This window comes from Cochlodiniinecator piscidefendens, assembly GCF_011326755.1.
GTDB lineage: Bacteria > Pseudomonadota > Alphaproteobacteria > Rhodobacterales > Rhodobacteraceae > Cochlodiniinecator > Cochlodiniinecator piscidefendens.
The window spans coordinates 406,735-427,207 of sequence record NZ_JAAOIE010000003.1; the positions used below are offsets into that span (position 1 = coordinate 406,735).

At 50.8% G+C, this 20,473-nt stretch carries 19 protein-coding genes; 3 read left to right on the forward strand and 16 right to left on the reverse strand.

The genetic code is table 11. From position 1 onward, the window contains the following. Window positions 1-3: 3 nt before the first annotated feature. The 10 genes from G9C99_RS10900 to fabA form a co-directional block, all read right to left on the reverse strand. Window positions 4-1,215, reverse strand: a complete 1,212-nt coding sequence (locus tag G9C99_RS10900) for a TCR/Tet family MFS transporter (protein ID WP_166417511.1) — start codon at window positions 1,213-1,215, stop codon at window positions 4-6. Between the two features lie 132 nt (window positions 1,216-1,347). Then, window positions 1,348-2,136, reverse strand: coding sequence for an alpha/beta fold hydrolase (locus tag G9C99_RS10905; protein ID WP_166417512.1), 789 nt, complete (start codon window positions 2,134-2,136; stop codon window positions 1,348-1,350). Between the two features lie 3 nt (window positions 2,137-2,139). After that, complete coding sequence (locus G9C99_RS10910; protein ID WP_166417513.1) at window positions 2,140-3,330, reverse strand: endonuclease/exonuclease/phosphatase family protein; 1,191 nt, start codon at window positions 3,328-3,330, stop codon at window positions 2,140-2,142. Further along, on the reverse strand, window positions 3,327-4,310 hold the full coding sequence (locus G9C99_RS10915) for a threonine ammonia-lyase (protein ID WP_166417514.1): 984 nt from the start codon (window positions 4,308-4,310) through the stop codon (window positions 3,327-3,329). The genes G9C99_RS10910 and G9C99_RS10915 overlap by 4 nt, the downstream gene beginning before the upstream one ends. Beyond that, window positions 4,303-5,127 carry an alpha/beta fold hydrolase gene (locus G9C99_RS10920; protein WP_166417515.1) on the reverse strand — a complete coding sequence of 275 codons (825 nt, stop codon included), beginning with the start codon at window positions 5,125-5,127 and terminating at the stop codon, window positions 4,303-4,305. Before G9C99_RS10920 ends, G9C99_RS10915 begins: the two co-directional genes overlap by 8 nt. Beyond that, window positions 5,127-5,816: a haloacid dehalogenase type II gene (locus tag G9C99_RS10925; RefSeq protein WP_166417516.1), complete on the reverse strand. Its 690-nt coding sequence runs from the start codon at window positions 5,814-5,816 to the stop codon at window positions 5,127-5,129. Before G9C99_RS10925 ends, G9C99_RS10920 begins: the two co-directional genes overlap by 1 nt. 115 nt (window positions 5,817-5,931) lie before the next feature. After that, window positions 5,932-6,873 carry a phosphotransferase gene (locus G9C99_RS10930; protein WP_166417517.1) on the reverse strand — a complete coding sequence of 314 codons (942 nt, stop codon included), beginning with the start codon at window positions 6,871-6,873 and terminating at the stop codon, window positions 5,932-5,934. Between the two features lie 5 nt (window positions 6,874-6,878). Further along, window positions 6,879-7,667 (reverse strand): enoyl-ACP reductase FabI, encoded by a 789-nt coding sequence (locus tag G9C99_RS10935; RefSeq protein WP_166417518.1) that lies wholly within the window; start codon window positions 7,665-7,667, stop codon window positions 6,879-6,881. 7 nt (window positions 7,668-7,674) lie between these two features. Then, on the reverse strand, window positions 7,675-8,898 hold the full coding sequence (gene fabB, locus G9C99_RS10940) for a beta-ketoacyl-ACP synthase I (protein ID WP_166417519.1): 1,224 nt from the start codon (window positions 8,896-8,898) through the stop codon (window positions 7,675-7,677). 24 nt (window positions 8,899-8,922) lie between these two features. Beyond that, window positions 8,923-9,432 (reverse strand): bifunctional 3-hydroxydecanoyl-ACP dehydratase/trans-2-decenoyl-ACP isomerase, encoded by a 510-nt coding sequence (fabA, locus tag G9C99_RS10945; RefSeq protein WP_166417520.1) that lies wholly within the window; start codon window positions 9,430-9,432, stop codon window positions 8,923-8,925. Window positions 9,433-9,609: 177 nt separating this feature from the next. On the opposite strand from fabA, the gene irrA reads away from it, so the two are divergent. Continuing rightward, entirely contained in the window at window positions 9,610-10,026 is a 417-nt protein-coding gene (gene irrA, locus G9C99_RS10950) for an iron response transcriptional regulator IrrA (protein ID WP_166417521.1), read from the forward strand. Window positions 10,027-10,097: 71 nt separating this feature from the next. Here irrA and G9C99_RS10955 read toward each other — a convergent pair whose 3' ends face one another. Both G9C99_RS10955 and G9C99_RS10960 read right to left on the reverse strand, forming a co-directional pair. Further along, entirely contained in the window at window positions 10,098-11,990 is a 1,893-nt protein-coding gene (locus G9C99_RS10955; RefSeq protein ID WP_407926018.1) for a vWA domain-containing protein, read from the reverse strand. 29 nt (window positions 11,991-12,019) lie between these two features. Further along, window positions 12,020-12,559, reverse strand: coding sequence for an RNA polymerase sigma factor (locus G9C99_RS10960; protein WP_166417523.1), 540 nt, complete (start codon window positions 12,557-12,559; stop codon window positions 12,020-12,022). An 817-nt stretch (window positions 12,560-13,376) separates the two neighbouring features. On the opposite strand from G9C99_RS10960, the gene G9C99_RS10965 reads away from it, so the two are divergent. Continuing rightward, window positions 13,377-13,727, forward strand: coding sequence for a hypothetical protein (locus tag G9C99_RS10965; RefSeq protein ID WP_166417524.1), 351 nt, complete (start codon window positions 13,377-13,379; stop codon window positions 13,725-13,727). A 283-nt stretch (window positions 13,728-14,010) separates the two neighbouring features. On the opposite strand, the gene G9C99_RS10970 is transcribed toward G9C99_RS10965, so the two are convergent. Continuing rightward, complete coding sequence (locus G9C99_RS10970; protein ID WP_166417525.1) at window positions 14,011-15,504, reverse strand: aromatic amino acid ammonia-lyase; 1,494 nt, start codon at window positions 15,502-15,504, stop codon at window positions 14,011-14,013. Then, the gene (locus G9C99_RS10975) at window positions 15,505-16,512 is read right to left on the reverse strand and encodes an ornithine cyclodeaminase family protein (protein WP_166417526.1); all 1,008 of its coding nucleotides are present in this window, start codon (window positions 16,510-16,512) and stop codon (window positions 15,505-15,507) included. Between the two features lie 112 nt (window positions 16,513-16,624). Between G9C99_RS10975 and G9C99_RS10980 the strand changes: the two genes are divergently transcribed. Then, entirely contained in the window at window positions 16,625-17,560 is a 936-nt protein-coding gene (locus G9C99_RS10980; protein WP_166417527.1) for a LysR family transcriptional regulator, read from the forward strand. A gap of 19 nt (window positions 17,561-17,579) precedes the next feature. On the opposite strand, the gene G9C99_RS10985 is transcribed toward G9C99_RS10980, so the two are convergent. Next, a complete protein-coding gene (locus G9C99_RS10985; RefSeq protein WP_205859845.1) occupies window positions 17,580-19,226 on the reverse strand; it encodes an ABC transporter substrate-binding protein in 1,647 nt (548 codons plus the stop codon). A gap of 310 nt (window positions 19,227-19,536) precedes the next feature. Further along, window positions 19,537-20,430, reverse strand: coding sequence for a fatty acid desaturase (locus G9C99_RS10990; RefSeq protein ID WP_166417529.1), 894 nt, complete (start codon window positions 20,428-20,430; stop codon window positions 19,537-19,539). Window positions 20,431-20,473 lie beyond the last annotated feature (43 nt).

The following is a 20,473-nucleotide window of genomic DNA, read 5'->3' on the forward strand; positions in this document are numbered from 1 at the left end:
GAGTCAGGTAATTGCCTCGGTGACCTTACGATATATCGACATATAGATCCCAATCGCAGCAATCATCAGCAGCATCGACAACAAAAACGGAGCGCCCGGCAGATAAATTGGTGCGCTGGCTCCGCTGAAATAGGCAAAGGCCTGTGTCATTACGATAGGGGATAGGATCATTGCTAGGGCGTTGATACTGGTCAGTAGCCCTTGCAGTTCGCCTTGTTGATCATCGCTGGCTGCGCGCGAAAGAATGCCCTGCAAAGCTGGGGTGGCCATGGCCCCAATGGCGGACAGGGGCGCAATGCACAAAACAACCCATCCGTTGGTTAATATCCCTGTAAGGCCAAAAGCGACAATGTCGATTACAAACCCAATGAGGACTGTTTTTCGTTCGCCAAATTTTGGAATAACCCACCTGATAAGAAACCCTTGGGAAATCGCCATTGAAATCCCGAATGCAGCCAACGAATACCCGACCATAACCGGGCTCCAACCAAAGTTTTCCTGCGTAAAATAAGCCCAAACTGCAGGATAAACATAAAACGCAAGCTGATAAAGAAAGTATACAAAAAGCAAAGCGCGTAGTCCTGGCAGCCGTGCAACTGATACCAAAGCACCAAATGGATTTGCGCGTTTCCATTCAAATGGGCGCCGGATGCGATCCGTAACCGTTTCGGTAAGAACAAAATACCCAAGGACAAAGTTTGCCCCGGCAATGATCGCTGCCGCGATAAAGGGTGCGCGAGGGCCAAATGTTGACAAAAGGCCGCCAATCATCGGGCCAAGCACGAACCCAACCCCGAATGCCGCTGAGACCAACCCAAAGTTCTGCGCCTTTTTCTCTGGTTCGGAAATATCTGCCATAAAGGCAGCCGCCGTAGAATGTGTTGCTGCCGTGATGCCGCCGACGATACGTCCAACCAACAGAAGCCAAATTGTACCAGCAACGGCCATGATGACGTAATCAACTGCCATTACTAAGAGTGAAATAAGCAATACAGGTCGGCGCCCAAATCGGTCGGATAATCCGCCAATGATTGGCCCAAAGGTAAATTGCATTACGGCAAACACGGTTGATAATATACCACCCCAAACCGCCGCTTGAGCCAGATCCCCACCTTCGACTTCGCGAATAAGGTCAGGCATCACTGGCATAATAAGGCCGATTCCAATGGCATCCAGCATGAGGGTAATCAAGATAAATAATACGGGTAATTTCATATGAATATCCTCAAACCGCGATAAAATAGGGGCGATTGGCGGAGACTAGTTGTGATTTGGAAAAGGTTCCAGCAATTCTATGTGAGGAAATATAGGATGATGTTCTAGGTCTGTGCATATTTGCGAAAACCTTTAGATATGGCCAGTTTCCTTTAAAAATTCTGATAGCAAGTCGGCAAAAGCCTCCGGTTGTTCAACACATGGAAGATGTCCAGCGCGCCTAATCAGTTCAAACCGAGAACCGGGAATAAGATCGATGGTCTCGCGGCTGAGATCAGGAGGAATGGTTGTGTCGCTCAGCGCAGAAATGCCCAATGTTGGTAATCGAAGACCTGATGTCGGAGTGTAAAAATCGGTGCCTTTTACTGCGTGCAGACACCCTATTAGTGCCTCTTGCGATGTGGCAAGAAACTGTTGCCGCCAAGGTTGGCCGATGCCGTCTTTCAAGGACTGAGCGGAAAACCAACCTTTCATTGTGCTGTCGACGAGCGCCTCAGAACCACCCGTGCGCACGCGGTCAATAAGTGCATCCCAATGAGGGGCGTGTCCGATTTTTGCCGCTGTGTTTGACAAAACAAGCACGCGTATTTGGTCGAGCCGCTTGATTGCGAGGCCTTGCGCGATCATTCCCCCAATTGACAGGCCAACAAACATGCAGTTTTGAATCGCGAGTGCGTCTAGCAACTGTTCTGCATCACGAACCAGCGCGCCCATGGAATAGGGGGGCGTTGGCACTGTGCTTTGCCCGTGTCCGCGCAGATCAAAGCGGACCACACGTAACCCTTCTGGCAATAGCGGTAGAACGTCGTCCCAGATATGCAGTGACGTCCCCAACGCGTGACACAGAACCAAAGGCGACCCATTGGGATCGCCTTCGTCACGGTAGTGAAGCGTTACATCTTTCAGTTCTAGGTAAGGCATCGATCAGTCGTTTAGCCGCATATGGGCGATAATTTGTCCGTGGTCTGAGGCCAATTTATTATAGGGGGCTTCGGGGTGGCTTCCATCTGTCAGGTGGTCATTTAAGACACTAAAATATTCCATTTCGCCAATCCGCCCGTTAAATTCAGGGTGAAAATGCCGGGACAAATAAATTTGGTCGATACTTTCAAACACTCCACCAAAGGCGGCAGTGTAAACCATATCGCGCAATGATTTACGTACAAACAGCTTTTCAGCGGAATGCAGGCGAACGCTGTCTATTGCTTCGGTGATTTGGGTGTTTTCGTCAGTAGAGTATCTGTCGCGCCCGGTTTTGGCGTCATGACGTAACATCCAGGAATAGTTTTTGAAGGGTACTTCACCAGAGATAATTTCAGAGCTCACAGCGTGTTCGCCGTCGTTAAAATCACCCATAACAACAACGGGACGGCCTAGCTTGATTTCCTCGACGATTGCCCGGCGCAATACCCAAGCTTCGGCCATACGGCGCAGCGCTGAGCGCAATCCGCCTAACGCACGTGCAACCGGATCATATTGGGTCAGGTCGGATTCAGGAGCGTGTTCAGCACCTGCCGGTTTGACAAATTCCCCGAGTTTGGATTTCAGGTGACAGTTGAACACAGTTATAACCTGATCCCCGACAGGAACCCGCACCTTGAGAACAGGGCGTGACAAACGCGACAGGCGGTAATGCCCACCGTCGCCGCCGCCAATATCCTGCATTGGAATGTCCAAAGGCTCTGGCAGTTCCTGAATGATTTCAGGCTCCCCGACAAACCCATAACGTGACAGAACCGCCACGCCGGGGCGGCGGTGACCGGGTTCGCCGTCATGTATGTTGGGGGCAAAGGCCAAGGCCGCGTCCGTATAGGGTTGATAGGCCAATTTGCGGAAAATCGCCTTGCGGTGATAGCGCTTTGAACGGTCTGGTATCGTTGCCTCGTTTAACTCAGCTCCGCGTTCATCTGCGTCTTTGATGACGGCTTTTAATGCCTCTTCTTCAAAGATTTCCTGAAACCCGATAATATCCGCGTCCATGGTCAGTAACTGATCCGCGAGCCAATCTGCCTTCCATGCGTATTCTTCCGGCGTATAGGACTGGAAGGTATAGTATTCCTGATTTTCTGAGATCAGGTTTTTGACATTGAAACTGGCAATAGAAAACTGGGTCATTTTGGGGTTCCATATGAATTTAGGGCACGTGCAAACATGTCGGCATCGACGTTGCCGCCCGACGCGAGACAAATAACACTGTCGCCTTTGATTTGATCTTGATGAAACAAGGCTGCAGCAAGCGAGGCTGCACCGCCGGGTTCTAGTACGATTTTGAGCCGCAAGAACGCCAAGGCCATAGCATGCAGGCATTCTTCGTCGGTTACGGCTAGTCCGGGGCCACATAGGCGTTTCATAATGGGGAAGGTGATCTGACCGGGTGTCGGGGTTACAATGGCATCGCAGATAGACCCTGAAGGCTTAGCGTTTGAACGGTGTTCACCTGCCGCCAAAGACCGCGCAACATCATCAAATCCGACAGGTTCGCACGGACGGGCACGAAGGGTTGGGGCGTTGGCCTCAAGCGCAAGCGCAACGCCTGCGGTTAATCCGCCACCGCCGCAACAGATCAAAACATCAGCGTTTTCGATGCCATGCTCAGCAGCTTGTTCTGCGATTTCCAACCCTGTAGTACCTTGGCCCGCGATCACCTGTGCGTTGTCGAATGGTTTGATCAGGGTAAGATCACGTTCCGCTGACAGCTTGGCACCAATTGCGTCACGGTCCTCGTTCACACGATCATACAGAACGACCTCGGCGCCAAGTGCGCGGGTGTTTTCGATTTTTAAACGCGGCGCATCCTCTGGCATGATGATCACAGCAGGCGTGTTGTGACGTGCTGCAGCCGTGGCGACGCCTTGGGCATGATTGCCGGAAGAAAAGGCAATGACACCCTTTTTGCGGGTTTCATCATCAAGGGCTGAAATCGCTGACCACGCCCCACGGAATTTGAATGACCCTGTATGCTGAAGCGCTTCTGGTTTTACAAAAACTTTGCGCCCAGCAATGTCATCCAAAAAAGGTGACGTTAAAAACGGTGTCCGGCGCGCATGTCCTTTTAGGCGCTCCGCTGCGGCGTTTATCATTTGAATATCAGTCATTTATTTTATCCAAAAATCTGTGGATGACCGCAAGGCTTTGGGGTTCATCCAGAAAAGGAACATGGGCGCGATCAGGAACATCGGCAAACATCAGGTCGGGGCGGCGGCACTGCATTTCATCGACGGTTTCCATCGAAAGCAAATCGGAATTTTGCCCACGGATAAGCGCAAGGGGGATACCGTCTAGCGCGTCAAAGAACGGCCATAGGTCAGCACTTGGCTGTTTTGCGGCTTCTTCTACGGCTTTTCTCAGGTTGCGATCGTAGTTGATATTCAGGCCATTTTCGACCTCAATATAATGGCGGTGCGCCTCTTCCAGCCAGCGCTGATCAGAAATATTATCAAACCCAATCATGAACTTAGCGCGGGATTGCGCCACCTCTTCAAAGGTTTTTTGCGGGGGACGACGACCCAGATAGGTCATGATGTTTTTGAGACCCTCGGGGGCGAGGGAGGGGCCTATGTCGTTTAGGCAGACACCAAGGAGGCATTGTTTGGCAAATGCAGCAAGGCCCATGGCGATCAGACCGCCGCGGGACGTGCCGAGGAATGCGGCCTTTTGCAGGCCCAGATGGCCCATCAATTCTAGTGTGTCGCGGGCCTCAACTGGGATGGTGTAGGTCGCGTGATTGGCCCATTCTGAGGCGCCGCGCCCACGATAATCCAGCCGGATAATGCGGTTCGATTTCAGGTGCGGAACGACATAATCAAAGTCAGATGAGTTGCGCGTGAGACCAGAGAGGCAAATCAGCGGGATTCCTTCGCCTTCGTCACTGTAGGCAAGTTTAATTCCGTCGGAGGTGGTAAAATGTTTCATTACAGGGATTTGGCCAATTCTGGTATTGTTGTGAGATCTGATAAAATGGTTTGTGGCACCCAAGGCAGGCGATCAACTGGTTCATTTGCGCGGTTGACCCAGACAGTGTGAAACCCATAGCCTGATGCGCCGGCTGCATCCCAACCATTTGAAGATACAAACAAAATTTGATACGATGTTGTGTCAAAGCGCTGGTTCACAAGGTCATAAACCGTGCGGTGAGGTTTGAAAACGCCCACGGACTCGACTGATAATGTATCATCTAAAACAGCGCTGATGCCTGCGGATTTCACGGCGCTCTCAAGCATTGCGGGTGAGCCGTTTGAAAGGATAGCTGTGTTCAATCCCGCAGATTTTAGGGCGGCCAGCATCGCCGGAACTTCGGGATATGCGGACAATTCCCAGTACAACTGCAAAAGACGACTGCGAAGGGTGTCATTCCCGCCTAAGCCGTTGTTTTCAATAGCCCAATCAAGCCCGTTTTGAGTCACGACCCAAAAATCGTCATGGGCACCTGCAACTGCGCGCAACCATGTATATTGGAGCTGTTTTAGGCGCCAGTCTTGGGCGAGTTTGGGCCAGATATTAAGAAGGGCTTCGTTGCCGGGTTCACCAGCGGCTTCGCGTGCGGCGGCGGACACATCAAAGAGGGTGCCATACGCGTCAAAGATACAGGTGGTGATGGTCATTTTGCTCTCCCATTTTGGGAAAGTGGCATAATGTCAGAGGGATGAAAAGTGGCGTATGGTTTCTATGCAGGAGTTATGCAGCTTTTATATGGTTTTTATGCATACGATTTTACGGCTATTGATCCGCAAACGCGACCTCTAGCCGTGCTGAAACCCGGTCAAATTTGCGTTGTCGGGTGAGCGAGAGCGGCGCAGGTCGCGCGGCCAACGCGAGCCAATGCGCCAAGAGGCGCTGTTTGATTAGAAAGCTTAGGAGCCGTGGATCAAGGTTAGGATCATAGATGTCGCAAAATGCGGAGAGGTGATTTTCGATGATGCCGCTTGGGCCAACCTGATCAAGAGGCAGATCAAAACGCGGATCAAGGTCGGTTAGAAAATCAACCACATCAAAGACCGCGAGACGTTCACAGGTCAGCGAAAAATCCAAGCCTAAAACGCGGTCAGGCCCAATGAGCAGGTTGCCGCCATTGAAGTCACCATGTGCGCGGGTTTTTGAGCTTGTCAGGCCGCGCAGTGGGGCGGCTTCGGCGCGCAGGGTTTCGATGCGATGACGCGCAACGGTTTTTAAGGGCGATGCGGGCAGTGCCTGAATGAGCGGTTTTAGATTTTCCAAATGGCGCTTTGGCCAAAATGGGGCAGGGGTGGCTGGTTGGGTGTTGTGCAAGGTATGAAGCCACTGCCCGGCGCGGTGAAATAGGGTGGGCTGTGGTGTGGGGCGTTTTTGATCACGGGCGATTTGATTGGCAGACGGCCAGTCATAGTGGGCAGTGACAAAAAAGCGGTGCTGGGGGTCGCAGTACACGGGACGAATGGCCAGTGTCGTGAGGTCAGACAGGGCGGCGAAATCGGCTGTGATGGCCTGCGGGCCGTCCGGTGTCAGGTCAAATTTAAGGGCATAGTCAAATCCGGGCGCCGTGAGGCGAAACACTTGGCGCTGTTCGGGGGCTGTGTTTGACGTGGCAATGCGCAAGAGGTTGAATTTTGCGGAAATGCCTTTGGTCTGTTGGAACGCGCGCAAAAAAATCTGCGCGCGTTCATATCCGGTATCCGTTTGCAACGGAATCAGAGATTGTCCGGTTGCGGCATGCCAAGGACGTGATAGCCGCCATCAACGGTGATGATTTCACCCGATGTGCAGGCACCGTAATCAGACGCCAGATACACCGCAGTGCCGCCGATGGCATCAAGCGTTGCGTTTGAACGCAAGGGCGCATTGGCCTCTGTTTGACGGAAGGTTTTGCGCGCGCCACCGATTGCCGCACCAGCCAGTGTTTTCATTGGGCCGGGGGAAATAGCGTTAACGCGAATGCCTTCTGGACCCAGATCATTGGCGAGATAGCGCACTGCGCTTTCCAGCGCCGCTTTGGCCACGCCCATGACGTTGTAGAACGGGGTCACGCGATTTGAGCCCTGATAGGTCAGGGTCAGGATGGTGCCGCCCTCTGTCATAAGGGGGTGGGCGCGTCTGGCCACTTCGATCAAAGAATAGCAGGAAATTTCCATGGAATTCTTAAAGTTGGCGCGGCTGGTGTCCACGAAACGACCGGTGAGTTCGTTTTTGTCGGAAAACGCGATAGCATGCACGATGAAATCGAGTTTGCCCCATTTTTCCTGCAAGGTAGAAAACGCCAAATCAAGCGATGCGTCATCGTTGACATCCACATCCACAAGAATATCAGAGCCAAGCGAAGCGGCAAGCGGTTCAACCCGCTTACCGAATGCGTCACCTTGATATGTGAAGGCAAGTTCGGCCCCCTCAGCGGCCATTGCTTTTGCAATGCCCCACGCGATTGAGCGTTCATTCGCGACGCCCATAATAAGGCCGCGCTTACCCTTCATCAAATCAGCCATCTGGCAGTTACCCGTGGTATTTGCTCATGATGAGCGTTGCGTTGGTACCGCCAAAGCCGAAGCTATTAGACAGAACAGTGTCAAGTTCAGCTTCGCGCATTTCGGTGACGATTTCGCCCTCATTGATCGAAGGATCAAGTTCGGTCACATTGGCCGATGCCGCGATGAAGTTGTTTTCCATCATCAGAAGCGAATAGATCGCTTCGTGTACGCCGGTGGCACCAAGGGAGTGACCGGTCAGCGATTTTGTTGAGGAAATCGGAGGTGTTGAGCCTTCGCCAAAGACGCGGCGCACGGCCTCAACCTCGGTCACGTCGCCCGCTGGGGTCGATGTGCCGTGGGCGTTGATGTAGTCTACTTTGCGATCACCGATGGTTTCGAGCGCTTGACGCATAGAGCGTTCGCCGCCTTCGCCAGATGGGGCAACCATGTCGTGACCATCAGAGGTTGCGCCGTAGCCGGTGACTTCGGCGTAGATTTTTGCACCACGCGCTAGAGCGTGTTCCAGCTCTTCGAGAACGACCATGCCGCCGCCGCCGCCGATGACAAACCCATCGCGGGTTGCGTCGAAGGGACGAGACGCGGTTTCGGGCGCGTCGTTATACTTGGACGACATTGCGCCCATCGCATCAAAGAGACATGACAGGGTCCAATCGACCTCTTCGCCACCACCGGCAAAGACGATGTCTTGTTTGCCCATTTGGATAAGCTCAGCACCATTGCCGATGCAATGCGCAGAAGTTGAGCACGCAGAGGTGATCGAATAGTTCACGCCTTTGATTTTGAACGGGGTCGCAAGACAGGCCGACACGGTGGACGACATGCAGCGCGTGACCATGAATGGACCCATGCGCTTTGGTGCGCCTTTTTCTTTCACGATGTTATGTGCTGAGAAAAAGTTAGATGTGGACGGACCGCCAGAACCCGCAACCAGACCAGCGCGTGGATTGGAGACCTGTTCTTCGGTCAGGCCGGAATCCTCAATCGCCTGTTCCATCGCAAGGAAGGCATAGGCCGCAGTTGGGCCCATGAAGCGCAATTGGCGTTTGTCGATGGACGCAGCCAGATCAATCTGTGGAATACCCGCAACTTGGGAACGGAACCCGTTTTCGGCATAGACTTCTTCGGCACGAATGCCGGATTTCCCGGTTTTCAGGGATTCAAGCACTTCTGCGGCAGAGTTGCCAATCGGGGAAATAATCCCCAAACCTGTAATAACGACGCGACGCATGTCGGTCCTCCTCATTCGTTTGGTTTAGCTTTCGGAAAGCGCAACCTTCATATCTTTGACCATATAGATAACTTCGCCGTCGGCTTCTACAATACCATCAGCCACACCCATGGTGAGCCGGCGGGTTTGGATCGCCTTGGTAAAGTCGATTTTATAGGTCAGCATTTTGCGTTCTGGGCGGACCATGCCAGTCAGTTTGACTTCGCCTACACCAAGCGCATAACCGCGTCCCTGCCAGCCGCGCCAACCCAAGTTAAAGCCGGTCAGCTGCCATAGGCCATCAAGACCAAGACAGCCGGGCATGATTGGGTTGCCGGGAAAATGGCAATCAAAGAACCAAAGTTCGGGCGTGATGTCGAATTCAGCGGTAATGTGACCTTTGCCATGAGCGCCGCCATCAGCAGAAACATCTGTAATGCGGTCCATCATCAACATTGGTGGTGCAGGCAATTGCGCGTTGCCAGGGCCAAACAATTCGCCCCGCGCACATTTCAAAAGGTCTTCTTTATCAAAGCTGCTCGGATAATCGGCCATTTAGGCATGCCCCTTAATAGTGTCAAAGTTTTGCTTAGTCTTCGTTTAACACCCCGACAAACCCGCGCGCAAGGCAACAAAATTAGGAATTTCATACCAGTTGCGAGTGAATTTCATTTGAATTTCCCCGTAAAAGCGCACTATATAGACCAATAGAGCAAACATAAGGCGTAGCTAATGACATCTGTAGAAGGGGATAAAGGCACAAAGTGGCTCTCTGATGCAGGGTTGCGTCCAACCCGGCAACGCGTTTCTTTGGCGACCTTGTTGGTTGGGGATGGCTATGACCGCCATGTCACCGCCGAGAGTTTGTTTGCCGCCTCAAAGGATGCTGGTGACAAAGTTTCGCTAGCGACGGTCTATAACACCTTGCGCGCCTTTTGCGACGCAGGCCTGCTGCGTGAGATCAATCTAGATGGCAATAAATGCTATTTTGACACCAATACATCAAATCACCCGCATTTTTATTGGGAAGACACCCATGAGCTTTCGGACGCGCCTGCGGATGAGTTGATGATTTCACAATTGCCAAATGCACCGGAAGGTGCGGAAATCAGCAAAGTTGATGTGGTGATCCGGGTGCGCCGGACTTAAGCCCGTAACGCTATTAAGGTATTCAGTTTGGGAAAAGGGCGCAGTTTGCGCCCCTTTTTGTGTCTGGTTTATTACTGGGACAGGGTGTCAGCCAAACGCATCAATGTGATGGATTCGGCGCGGTAGCCAAACGGATCATCACCGCGCGCTGCCGTGGCCATCGTGATGGCATTGTCATAGGACCAATCCCCCAGATATGTACCGTTGCGCAGAAGTTGACCAAACCCCGCAATCGCTGTTGCAAAGTTTACATCATCGGTCACAGTGCCCATTCCGCTGGTGATGGGTTGTTCGATCAACTGGCTTGTGTCCTCGCCCGGTGTTTTATAGCGCAAGCGTAGAAAACCGAGTTCGTTGGATGGGGTGTCGGTGGCGGGTTCCGCCCCATAGCGCAGTGCGTCGTTTAGGATCGCGTCAGAGCCAACAGGGGTGACTTCATAGATCGCGGTGACAGAATGGCCTGCGCCGATTTCGCCCGCATCCACAGCGTCGTTGTTGAAGTCTTCGCGGTTTAGGGCGCGGGTTTCATAGCCGATCAGGCGGTATTCAGCAATTTGGGCCGGGTTGAATTCAACTTGGATTTTTACATCATTGGCAATGGGAAACAATGCACCAGTGAGTTGATCCACCAGCACCTTTTGTGCCTCTGACAGCGTGTCGATATAGGCGGCCTGCCCGTTGCCGTTTTGCGCAAGGGCTTGCATGGTGGCATCGTTTAGGTTCCCGCGTCCAAATCCGAGGACAGACAGATATGTGCCGCTGTCGCGCTGGGCGGAGATGTAATCAGTGAGCGCGTCAGGATCAGAAATACCGACGTTGAAATCCCCATCCGTGGCCAGAATAACACGGCTGACTTCGCCGTCCTGTGCCATTGCGGCGGCTGTGGCGTAGGCCTGTTGCAGTCCGGCCTGACCTGCGGTTGACCCGCCCGCATGCAATGAGGTCAACGCGTTTAGGATGGTGTCCTGTTCAGAGGCCGGGGTCGGGGCAAGCACCTGACCCGCGCTACCGGCATAGGTGACGATCGCGACCTCATCCGTGGGGCGCAGTTGTGACAGCATCAGCCGGAAACTTTGCGCCAAGAGCGGGAGTTTGTTTGGCTGGTTCATTGACCCAGAGGTGTCGATCAGGAACACCAAATTCAGCGGCGGGCGTTCTGCGATGGCAGGCAGTTCGCCTTGGATACCGATATGCACCAATTGGGTGCCTTCATTCCACGGGGTTGGTGTGACGGTCACGGTTTGGCTGAAGGGGGCGTCGCCGGTCGGAGCAGCATAGTCATAAGGAAAATAGTTGATCAGCTCTTCGACACGGATTTGATCAGGCGACGGCAGGCGGCCATTCATCAGGGATGAACGCATGATGGAATAGGAGGCCGTGTCAACATCGATGGAAAAGGTCGAAACCGGGGTGTCGGCTGTAATCTGCACCGGGTTGGCGTCGGCGTTGGCGAATTCTTCGGTGTTTGATTGCGGCTGAAGGGTTGGGGCAACTGCAATGTGATCCCCTATGATGCCAAGGGTTGGCGCTGGCGCAGTGAGCGTCGTGCGGAATTGGGGGCTGGCGGCGAACTCTTCTACAATGACGGGTGAGTCCATAACCGGGGCTTCATAGGAGAGTGCTTCTGCATCTGAGACGTCGGATGCTACGCTGGCCTCAGCGATTTCACCGGGCGCTGCTGAGGTATCTGTCAGAGCGGGCAATGTCATGTCACCGCCTTGGGGCAGGATGATAACACCCACAAGCGCGATGGCAGCAATGCCTGTGGTGGCGGTCAGGACGGCTTTGGCGGAAATAGACTGTAGCATTTGTTTTACTCCTTGAAAGAGCCCCGGTTTTTCGGGGTGTTCAAGGGTAAGACGCGCCGCATCTTCGGTTTCTTGGTGACGGGCGAAATTTTCTTCGGCCAAACGCAAATGCGCGGCTTTGGTCTCGGCGTCGGGTTTGGGGGTGGCCGCGGTCATCGCGTCCATGAGATCGTCAAAAGGATCGCTCATTGTGATAGCTCCTTTTCGTGTAGGGCGCGCAGGCGCTTTTTAACCTCAGAGATGCGCCAACTGATGGTGCCTTCTGATACGTTCAAAACAGTTGCGGCCTGTGCATGTGTCATATCCTGATCCATCGTCAATGCAATGGTATCGCGCAATTCCGCAGGCAGCGCGGTCATGGCTGAGGTGAGCCAGTCCGCCTTATCTTGGGCTTCTTCATTTGCCGCGCGACGGTTGACTTCCCAATCCCCCCAGCCATCGGCGGCACGGGCATGGGTGGCAAAGCGGCGGCGGCGATCATGGGCGGCGTTGATCGTCACCCGGTAAAGCCATGTGGTGAACTGCGCATCGCCCTTGAAACTACGCAGCTTGGCCGGAAGGGCGGCGCAGATGTCTTGGGTCAGATCCTCAGCGTCAGCGCGACTGCCCGTGAGGCGAAAGGTGAGACCAAACAGCCGATCATAATGGCGCGCCAAAAGGGAAGAAAACGCGTCGCGGTCCCCATTTGCAGCGGCCATGGCCAAGTGTTTGTCATCAACTGTCATACGCATCACAATGAATAAGACGGATGGGGTAGGTCAATCCTTGGATGATGGGGGGATGCGCGAATGGGAGAGCATCATTGTCGTACAATCGACATGTCGTTATGAGTGGTGAATATTAGTATAAGATGTCAGGCAGTACCTCGATGGTGAGAACAGCATTCAGAGCAGTTAGAGAGCTCGTGAAGCAAATGCAGAAACGAGATAGGTTCGCGGTTCTCAAACTTGTTGGTATACTGGCCAGCGTTTACGCTATTGGTTGTTTGGATTATTTTTACTGGGAATTTTACTTGAGGAGCCATCGGGGGTATTGGACACCAATACTCGTCTGGTTATTCATTCCGATGTGTGTTGTGGCCTTTGCCATAGGTGCGGTAATAAACGAAAAGAGCAATAATCAGAATGATGACGATGAGTGAAAGATATCGTTTCTGATTGGTAGGTTTCTACTTTGGCAAAAAAATTTTACGAAAAAGCCTCGCTGGGTTAAAGATTTTGTATGCCCTGTGGAAATGCTAAGAGTTCAAGAAAACGCGCTAGTCCAGTCGTTCGGGTTTATTTCGAAAAGCAGGTCATGTGGCGGTAGAGTATGTATGAAAAATTTAATTTTTAATTTGAGTGAAGAAATCGAACGTAGGCCTATTCGCGCCATTTTATTCTTTGGGGCCTCACATTTCGTTTTCTTTTTAATCATTGTAGCCGCGTCCGAAATTTTTACTGAATACAGATCTATTATTGGGAAAACAGGAATCTGGGTCTGGTCTTTGTGGGCGACTTATATTGGGCTTTTATTGATGCTCCATCTCCCACGGAAGAGAAAATGAGGGACTCTAAGTCTGCGCGTCCCAAAACAAAGCTTTCTCGCTTGCGAGATATTGGCTGGTCGTTCTGGGATCCCATCGGGCTTATGCCTCAAGAGGGGAATTGGGATGATGAAATTCATAAGCCCTATGTAAATGAATATGACACTTATCTTCTTCAGGCTGCGGCCGAACTACGTCGAGGTGCCTCTGATAATGAGGTCATATCCTATTTAATGGATATAGAAGCAAACTATATGGGACTAGGGAATGTAAAGACCGCCCGTGCACGTGCAGCAAAGGTTGTTTCCGCTATTTTTGCAGATGACCTTTTATGGACTTTTCCACCGGGCGAAATGGAACGACAGTAACACTATTTACTCTCGGGTGCCGCGATGCAATTGGTCGCGAGCTTATCTAAGCCTGAATGGATCAGGCCTGTGGTTTGCCTTTGTAGAACGCACCCTCGTGTAAGCCTTTTAATGTTGAAAGTCCAACTTCTAAACCCGCGACTACCCTAGCATATCGCAGGTTCCGGATACTGGCCCCTTTTTTATATCGATGATCTTTTATCCGAACCCGTTATCAAAAACAGACCAAGCGCCTACTTTCAAACATCGTTACAGCCGCATTGGATTTAGAGGCGCCTTTGTTTCAAAACTTGCCTTGCATGATTGCGTCGGACAACAATCGAATATCCGACGAAAGTGGGCGATCTTCGACCAATGGCATCGACAAATTGCGTATCTGAGACAATGAATTAGAAAGATGTGCGCCCATGGAACTTTGACACGCACGTAACTCAATCGCTTGAGCTGCTACAATGAATTCAATTGCTGTAAGGTTTGCAGATAAGGAAACCACATTTTCAAGTGCCCGTACCGCTGCAGGTGCAGAGGATAGGCAATCTTCTACACCGTTTGCATTTAGACTTGGCCAGATCGAAACTGGCTGTGCGGCATGAAGCAACTCTGCCAATACAGCCTCAGCGGGTTTCATAATGGGTGCAAATCCATTTGATCCGCTTTCTGGTTTTGCCAAGAATGCAGGCAGGTCGCTAAATACTGGATTTAGTAGCTTCGAGATGCGGGCAATTTGTGCCATCGAAAGGTGAACGAATGCGCGGCTTACGCATTCGATTGCATTGGTCAATTCGGAAGTGAAATAACCTCCGCAAGAGATAATCTCATTGGTTTCTATTAAAGCGACAGGGTTGTCACTTGCCCCGTTTACTTCACACAACGCGGTAGTTTCTGCCATCTCCATGGCGGCGAACATCGTGCCATGAATTTGCGCGATGTTGCGTATTGAAAGAGGATCCTGCAAACGACGGGCTTGGCCATTGTTGAATAATTCTGAACCCTCTAGAATTTTTCGCAAACCCTGCGCTGCCTTTTGTTGACCCGGCAAAGGCTTGGCCTCTAGTGCTTTTTCACTAAACGGGCCTAAGTTTGCTCGAAAGCCCTCAATCGAAAGGGCCGCCGAGGTCTGTGCCGCTTCCAGTGCAAGACGGGCATTTGTAAGTGTAATCGCGGCGGCCCCAGCGACTGCGCTGGTGTTGTTGGCTATGGCCAACCCATCGCGGGGCGCTAATTGAAGAGGGGTGATCCCGTGATCACGCATTAAATCTCCACTGGCGCAGATATCCCCGACAGGCGATATCATTTCACCCTCACCGACCAGGGCTAATCCCAACATTGCATTCAAGGTCAGGTCCCCAGCCCCGATGGATCCGATTTCCCCTACAACAGGGGTTAAATTTGCGTTTAAACAATCTGCAAAATGAAGAGCCACCTCAGGCCGCGCCCCACTGTATCCGCTTAGCATTGAATTCAGTCTGACAATCATCGCTGCACGGACGTTTTCGCGGCTGCTGTTCTTGCCAATTGAATGGGCACGACCCCTTAACGTTTGCAAAGAAAATTTCTTCAATGTTTCCGCGTCTAAAGCTTCATTCGCGCGCGCCCCTAGGCCTGTGGTAACTCCATACACAGGAATGGAATTTTCAATCACATGATCCACCAAAGCCCGAGATTTTTCCATGCGAGTTAAGCCATTTGGACACAAAAGCACTTCACCTTGCCCCTTTGCAACGCGGGCTACATCACTCAGGCTTATCGATGTACCGGTCAATTTAATCGAAGTCATTTATTCGTCCCGATAAACAAGGCTTTGGATAATTTTCATGTCTCGTGCTTTCTCAAGAATCGCTGCCCCTAATGCGATGTCACCGGTGGACATACCGCGATGCCAAAATAAAATAGTTTCATCGTCAGATTCACGGCCAGGTTTTAACCCTGCAGCAATTTCCCCAATTTCCGCGTAAAAACTATCTTCGCTGATAAGACCTGCATCAATATGAGGGCGAAGCGCACCAAGGTGACCTGCACGCATTTGACCCAAGTCATCCATAACAAATTTGTCAATTCCTTCAACAAAATTGAGGGGCAATGTACTCATGGTACCGTAGGGGATCACCAGTGCCCCCTTTTTCACCCAAGATCGCTCAAACATCGGAGTTGGTTCTGTCAGGCGCGTAGCCTCGATCATGATGTCAGCACCGGATAGGCAGCTTTCCCAATCTTCAGTCACGATAACAGGTTTTCCCAAATCTTGGCTTAACTTTTCGCCGAAAGCGTCGCGACTTTCAGGTCGGCGCGAATGGACGCGGATCTCTTCGAAATCGAACAAATGATCTAACAGCCGTACATTCCAGTATGAAGTTCCGCGCGCACCAAGATGGCCTAGGATTTTCGGATTTTTCGGCCCCAACCATTTCGCTCCAAGTGCCGTTAAAGCACCTGTGCGCATATCAGTGATACCGGCTGCATCTATTACGGCTTTGGGTGCTCCGGTACGAGGGCAAAACAAATTCAGCAGGGCTAATTCAGATGGTAAACCTTGTTTATAGTTTTCGAAGTAATCTCCTACGATTTTTACACCCGCATAGCCCAGCGGTTCGACGTATCCTCGCAATACATTAAAATGACCATTGAATGATGGATCAGGGGTTAGATGCATTCGAGGTTCGATAACCGTCTTACCCTGACCAGCAGCGACAAGCCCTGTTTCGATGGCATTCAAAATTTCATCGTTTGTGAGGTTGAGTTGATCGATTTCTGGTTTACCTAGATATTCAATTTCCATACGCGACATAGCCTGACCTTCCCGATTTGATTTAGATTTATAGAGGGCAATTGTGAGGGAATATTCAAATCAGCAATTCTACCTCTTGCACTACAATAACTAATGCTAGAAATTCATTTTCATGAAACTACCGCCCCTCAATGCGCTAAAAGCGTTCGAAGCAACTGTGAGGCATGGCAGCTTTACCGCCGCCGCTGTTGAGCTGGGGGTGTCAGCTGCAGCAGTCAGTATGCAGATAAAAAGGTTGGAAGAGTTTCTTGGTAAGGCGCTGTTTTTTAGGAAAAATAATAGTATAGTTTTGACCGACTCTGGCCATTTACTATTTCCGCAGACCACCCAGTCTTTGTCTGACATATCGCTACTCACCGAAAGATTCATGGATAATGACATTCGGTCTCGGTTGGTTGTTAGCACAATCCAATCTTTGGCAGAGAGGTGTGCGGCACCTGCAGTTGCAGCCATGAGAATTAAGCATCCTAACTTAGGCATAGAAGTACAAATTGAATCTGATCCCGTTGATTTAGTGAAGCAACGAATTGATTTACGCCTAACCTATGGCGACCAGCATTACGCGGAGATTCCTAAAACTGAATTGTTTCACGAAGATGCAATTCCTATGTGTTCTCCAAATTTAGCATTGCAACTTGACCTTGATCCCACACTTTCTCACATACCTGATGAGCAGTTGATTCATGTTAACTGGGGCCAAGACTATATGTCTTACCCAACATGGGGGCTGTGGTTTGCATCTCAGGGAATTGATCGTCAACCCGACGTAACCAAAGGATTGCGCGCTGCAGGATCTGCCGTCGCCGTAGCTATGGCTTGTGCTCATGCGGGGGTCGTTTTGGCGCCGCGCCGTCTTGCCGGATATGAACATCGAGTGGATAGCTTAAAAATTATATCAAATCATATGATAAAGTTATCTCAGCCTTATTTCGGAATCGGTCCGAAGGTAATTTCTGACGATAATGCTGTGCTTGGAAAATACAAAACCTACTTACGCGATTTGGTAGAGCTTTTGAAAACGCACCCAGTTGAAATGCCTGCTCCTTAGCAAAGAGCAGGCACGGGTTTTAACCGTCGATCCATACATCGTTTAGATGCAGTTCAATGGCTTGGTGGGCGTTATAATTCTGGATGTTAGCCCGCTTGTGCCAGACAATGTTACGCCAGAATGGTTGAATGATCACGCCACTATCTCGCAACATTGTTGCCATGTCTGTCATGATGATGCGACGGGCATCAGTATCAAATGTTGCGAGTGCTTCATCTAATTTTGCATCAAATTCAGGGTTGGCGTGACCAGTTTCGTTCCAGGCGACATCACTCCGATAGGCCAGAGAATAGATTTGTACGCCAAGTGGGCGTGCACCCCAACTGGTTGTAGAAAACGCATAGCTGGTCCAGCCGTTCCAAAATGTGCTGCCTGGCATCAACGTACGGGTCACGTTAAAACCAGCATCTCTGATTTGCGCGGCAGCAGCATCAGCTGTCCAACGCAACCAATCTTCATCCAGAGAAATGATTTCAATTTCTGTTTCCAATTGACCCGCTTCGGCCATCAATGTTTGAGCTTTCTCAATATTTCGTTCTTGCACCGGTAGCACTGGGTATTCAGGGTGCATTGGCCCAACATGAAAATTGTCGCCAAGCTGACCATTACCACCAAATCCAAGTTCAAGCAGTACCGCATTGTCCACACTGGCTTGCATCGCTTGACGTACTCGTTGGTCAGTAAATGGAGGTTGATTTACATTCATACGCAACACGACCGTGCTAGCAGTCACTTGATGGGAAGGCACCAAACCTATGTTTTCTGCAACTTCTGCAAACTCGGCATTGGTGCCAATGTTGACATCAATTTCATCAGCATCAAAAGCAGCAATCATTGCGGATGGATCTGTTCCATAGTCCAGCATTTCAATGCCATCAAGGTGGGCTTCTCCGCCCCACCAGGTTCCGCTTTCACGTCGTTTGTAGACAGCTTTTTCGCCAATAGTATACGACACCAGCTCGAACGCGCCGGTCCCAATCGGAGCATCGACAATAGATCCAACTGCGGCGCTGTCAGGGTGAGAAAGGAGCGCGGTATAGTCGGCAAAAGTCGCAATTAATGTAATATCTGCAGCATTGAGATGTAAGCGAACAGTATGATCGTCAACTTTTTCAATGGCTCCAACCCGTGCTTTGCCGCTTTCTGGATCAACCAAAGCTCCCAAGCGGGTGGCCATGGCATTACCTTCGACAGTGGAATCACACCAGCGTTCGACATTATAAACAACATGATCAGATGTGAATGCGTCGCCATTTGTCCAAGTTACTCCCGGACGCAGATTCAACGTATAAGTTTTTGTATCGTCGCTGACCTGCCAACTCTCCAGCAATATCCCAGAAAAGGTAAAGTCATGGTTCCAAGAAACCAAACCTTCCAGAAACTGTCGGGCGCTATTCCCTTTCTCTGGCCAATCAAACTTCCGTGGGTCGGCGATGTCCATCACGCTCATAGCGACGCGCAGAACTCCTCCTTTTGAAGGCGTATCTGCTTGTGCCGTACTCGGAACACTTAAGCCAAGCATCCCATACGCAATAGCGGATGATGCGCCCAACGTGCTTGCTAAAGCGAGGAATTCACGTCGGGCGAGAGTTCCTTTCTTCGCGTCATTAGCGAGCGCTTCAATATTTGGATGTAGTGCGTTTCGGTCTTTTATAATCGGTTTCATGCGTTTTCCATTCCCTTGTTGAGTAGACATGAGTTCCGCCTCTTGTTGTCGATGTTCCATCTGTATGATGATGTCAGGTGCTGGGCGGATTTCAAAAAATGTGCAGGTGTTAACGAAATTGCACAAACCACTAAAAATGAACCTTCTTTAAGAAATTCTTAGTCTGTCATTCGAAGAAGAATTCTTTGTCCACCTGTACCTGCAACTTTGTAGTCGCTCATAGAAATTCAGAGGCCTTTTGGGGTGAAGCTAAATGTTGGAGGGTCTCGAGCAATTTACGCTGTCTCGGATCGACCAAGATGCAAAGTGCTTATTCGAGCACTTCATTTATGTAGGCTTTGTTAAAAGCTGTGTATCCTTCGGTTGTTACCAACAGATGTGGTTGAATAAGGTGATGCAAATCCGGGAGCTTATGAAAGGGCACAGATGGGTAGCTGTGGTGTTCAGTATGGTAGGGCATATTCCAAGCGATCGCGCGCACCAGAGAGTTGGTAAATGTTGTGCGTGTGTTTTCGAACATGTTTGCAACTGCAGGGCAGCGCCCATGCTCAGCTAGCAGATATAGGCGAAGAAAAGGTTGCCCCAATAACATGGGAAACAGCCAAACTTCGAGCAAAATAAAGCTTCCGGACCAGAAGCTTGCCCCTAACAATGTCACGTATCCTGCGAGATAAAGGATCGCTTCACGTTTGATTTGGGATTGGCGCGCTTCCGGAACAAATTCTTGAAATCTGTTGCCCATAGCATTCGATGCAAGTGTTTTTGCGTGGCTAATCCAGACCGGAATACCTGAAACATGAATAATGTACTGCACCCAAGTTGTTGGCTTAGGTGTATCTAATTCGGGGTCTTTGCCCGGAATTTGGGTAAAACGATGGTGGGCGAAGTGGAAGTAACGGAACCATGTTGCTGGTAAGAATAACGCGAAACCACAAACATGCCCGACCACCTCGTTGATCCACGCGCTCTTAAAGGGGGTTTTGTGGCTTGTCTCGTGCAGTAGCGTGAATAAAAATACGATTAGGACACCTAGAAAAACTGATGCAACCTGCCATCCAAGGGCATTGGAATAAACCCAAATACTAAAAAGAATAATCGAGCCCCAATGAAATGCCAGATGCATCAAACCCTTTGTGTTGCTCCGAAGTGTAAGATTTTGGCGCTGTTCCGCCCCGAGTGAAGAAAGAAACGCTTTGTGATCCATTGGAAACCCTCCTTCATATTTCATATTGGCAAAAATTTCATTT

Excerpts from the sequence above, each read along its gene's own strand:
- G9C99_RS10900 (WP_166417511.1), bottom strand. The coding sequence starts at position 1,215 with ATGAAATTACCCGTATTATTTATCTTGATTACCCTCATGCTGGATGCC.
- G9C99_RS10905 (WP_166417512.1), bottom strand. The coding sequence starts at position 2,136 with ATGCCTTACCTAGAACTGAAAGATGTAACGCTTCACTACCGTGACGAA.
- G9C99_RS10910 (WP_166417513.1), bottom strand. The coding sequence starts at position 3,330 with ATGACCCAGTTTTCTATTGCCAGTTTCAATGTCAAAAACCTGATCTCA.
- G9C99_RS10915 (WP_166417514.1), bottom strand. The coding sequence starts at position 4,310 with ATGACTGATATTCAAATGATAAACGCCGCAGCGGAGCGCCTAAAAGGA.
- G9C99_RS10920 (WP_166417515.1), bottom strand. The coding sequence starts at position 5,127 with ATGAAACATTTTACCACCTCCGACGGAATTAAACTTGCCTACAGTGAC.
- G9C99_RS10925 (WP_166417516.1), bottom strand. The coding sequence starts at position 5,816 with ATGACCATCACCACCTGTATCTTTGACGCGTATGGCACCCTCTTTGAT.
- G9C99_RS10935 (WP_166417518.1), bottom strand. The coding sequence starts at position 7,667 with ATGGCTGATTTGATGAAGGGTAAGCGCGGCCTTATTATGGGCGTCGCG.
- fabB (WP_166417519.1), bottom strand. The coding sequence starts at position 8,898 with ATGCGTCGCGTCGTTATTACAGGTTTGGGGATTATTTCCCCGATTGGC.
- fabA (WP_166417520.1), bottom strand. The coding sequence starts at position 9,432 with ATGGCCGATTATCCGAGCAGCTTTGATAAAGAAGACCTTTTGAAATGT.
- irrA (WP_166417521.1), top strand. The coding sequence starts at position 9,610 with ATGACATCTGTAGAAGGGGATAAAGGCACAAAGTGGCTCTCTGATGCA.
- G9C99_RS10955 (WP_407926018.1), bottom strand. The coding sequence starts at position 11,990 with ATGACCGCGGCCACCCCCAAACCCGACGCCGAGACCAAAGCCGCGCAT.
- G9C99_RS10960 (WP_166417523.1), bottom strand. The coding sequence starts at position 12,559 with ATGACAGTTGATGACAAACACTTGGCCATGGCCGCTGCAAATGGGGAC.
- G9C99_RS10965 (WP_166417524.1), top strand. The coding sequence starts at position 13,377 with ATGAGGGACTCTAAGTCTGCGCGTCCCAAAACAAAGCTTTCTCGCTTG.
- G9C99_RS10970 (WP_166417525.1), bottom strand. The coding sequence starts at position 15,504 with ATGACTTCGATTAAATTGACCGGTACATCGATAAGCCTGAGTGATGTA.
- G9C99_RS10975 (WP_166417526.1), bottom strand. The coding sequence starts at position 16,512 with ATGTCGCGTATGGAAATTGAATATCTAGGTAAACCAGAAATCGATCAA.
- G9C99_RS10980 (WP_166417527.1), top strand. The coding sequence starts at position 16,625 with ATGAAACTACCGCCCCTCAATGCGCTAAAAGCGTTCGAAGCAACTGTG.
- G9C99_RS10985 (WP_205859845.1), bottom strand. The coding sequence starts at position 19,226 with ATGAAACCGATTATAAAAGACCGAAACGCACTACATCCAAATATTGAA.
- G9C99_RS10990 (WP_166417529.1), bottom strand. The coding sequence starts at position 20,430 with ATGGATCACAAAGCGTTTCTTTCTTCACTCGGGGCGGAACAGCGCCAA.